This window comes from Megasphaera stantonii, from assembly GCF_025567065.1.
GTDB lineage: Bacteria > Bacillota > Negativicutes > Veillonellales > Megasphaeraceae > Megasphaera > Megasphaera stantonii.
Map to the genome: position 1 here is coordinate 1 of NZ_JAOQKD010000047.1, position 2,254 is coordinate 2,254.

The window sequence follows — 2,254 nt, forward strand, 5'->3', positions numbered from 1 at the left end:
ACTCCATCCAGGCCCCGGCCTCGCAGCCATTGAAAGAAGCTGACCCAGCTAGCCTTGTCCTCCTTCATGCCCTCGGCAGCCCCAAGAACCTCACGGTATCCATCTTCATTTACCGCAATCGCTACCAGAATGGCCACATTCTCAAACTCTCCGCCCCAGTTGCGACGCAAGTAGATGCCGTCCACATAGACATACGGGTAATGCCCTCCCTGTAAGGGGCGGTTACGCCAATCCTCAATGTGGACATATGCCTTCTTATTCAGTTCACTGATGGTTGAGGGCGACACTTTGCTGCCCCACAGCGCCTCTGTAATGTCTTCCACACGCCGGACGGATACACCGGCCAGATACATCTCGATGAGGGCTTCTTCTACGCTGCTTTCACGGCGGCGATACCGCTCAATAATGGCGGTCTCAAAGGAAATCCCTTTGAGCTTGGGTACCTTGAGGGTAACGTCCCCGGAAGTGGTAGTGAGGCTGCGCCTGTAGTGGCCGCTGCGATAGCCCTGACGCTTCTCATTGCGCTCGTATCGGGCCGCCTGAGTCAGTTTCTCCGCCTCGGCCTCCAGCAGCTCGTTGAGAGTCTCCTCTACGCTGCCACGCACAAGATCCTTGAGCTGTCCCTTGATTACTTCCTCGTTAAGCTGTACAATCTTTTCAGACATGGTTTGCTTGCTCCTTTCAGAATGGTGTGTCGCGACTTCATTCTACCAGAGTTCTGCAAGCCATGTCTCTTTTTATTTTTGCGAAACTTATTGTACCTTATCATATGCAGCCGTTTTGCGTATCATTTTGGCATAACAAACAGGCAGGCTCGTGAGAACCTGCCTGAATAAAAGTATGTTATTTTGGATTGTTAATCCATGCGGCGCATACAATGCGGGATATACCGTCCGATGTCTTATCTTTCACTACGATAAAATAGGGATGATCCATTTTTATGATAATGGGCTTAGCTCTACTAACTGTACATGACACCGTTAGCGCGGTCTGTATCGTGGTAAAGGCCTTGACTTCCGCTTTCTCCTCGTCTAAGGCTAATTGTACGGTCTGTTCTGCCGCATTTAAACGAGCCCGTACGTCAGACGGATCGACAATATTATCTACTGTAAATCGTTCTTTTGTTAAATGTTCCATGCCCAACGATTCTAAAACAGCCTTTAAGGAAAAGGTTGATTCCATTGAAATCTTAGGCATCTGCAAATCAACCAGATTATGCAGCTCGTCGTCGTGATTACAAATATCCCATAGCTTATGAAGTACTTTTGCTCTATTAGTTTTAAGCTTGATAAAGTACGTAATAGATTGTCTTTTTCCCGGCAAGGCGGCGACTTCGTAGTCATCTGTAATCTTTCCATATATGCTGGAAAATTCCGATTTCATCGTTTCCGGCTGTATTTCTTCTCCATTATCTAAATAGAAGGTCCGGGGCTGCGTATCATGTTTATTAAAGGCTTCTCCCCACTCCGCAGAATAATGCAATGCTGAATATAAACCTAAACCATCGTTTTGTGTCGGCTTGGCTTGGAACAATATTTCTCCAAGATGCTTTCTCTGAAAAGCTATAATTTTTTGCTCGCCATCTTCGGGCGAAGAAAAAAAGTTAATCGTTCCCCGTTCTTTATGCGTACGGTACTTCTTCCATTCATCTTGCAAGAGTATTAGCGTACCGCTTTTGGTATTGAGAAGAGACTCGCCTAGCATATCTGGCGAAACGTAGGGTGATACTTCTTTTTGGATACGTTCATCTTCCGTATTTACAGATAACAGAGATAATGCCTGCTGTAAGGAATAGGGCGAAAATAAGATATTATTGCCCATTCCCTGCGTTTGGCATACTTGTTCAAATAATTTTAATGCAGATTGCTCTAAGAAATCTTTCATATGGAGACACATCCTTGCAATTTTTCCTCAATATAACCGTACTGTTAGAAGACTGATAAAACTCCAACCGTTTAGTAAAAAATATTGAAATCTGTACCATTATGATAAAAAGCTGCTTGAAAGTATGTTGAGCACTGATCCACTCAACGTAATACAATACAGATGGAGTGGTTTCTTTTCTCTTACCATAAAGGCTCCTATGATTAAGATTTTATCATAACCTATACCTAACAATTATTTATAGAAAAAATTTGGTAAATTGCAAGTTGAATTTGAACAACCATAATCAGGAAACACACTCACTAGCATAAACTTCATCGAGGAATGCATCAAATAGCTCTGACGGCGTATGGTAGCCCAAAACACGCCG

The 2,254-nt window shown here is 44.0% G+C and carries 2 protein-coding genes; both read right to left on the bottom strand.

Annotated elements, in window-relative coordinates; genetic code table 11:
* A partial coding sequence (locus OCV58_RS12140; protein ID WP_267312929.1) for an IS256 family transposase occupies positions 1 to 665 on the bottom strand: 665 nt, incomplete at its 3' end.
* Positions 666 to 843: 178 nt separating this feature from the next.
* On the bottom strand, positions 844 to 1,884 hold the full coding sequence (locus OCV58_RS12145; RefSeq protein ID WP_267312930.1) for a serpin family protein: 1,041 nt from the start codon (positions 1,882 to 1,884) through the stop codon (positions 844 to 846).
* Between the last annotated feature and the right edge of the window lie 370 nt (positions 1,885 to 2,254).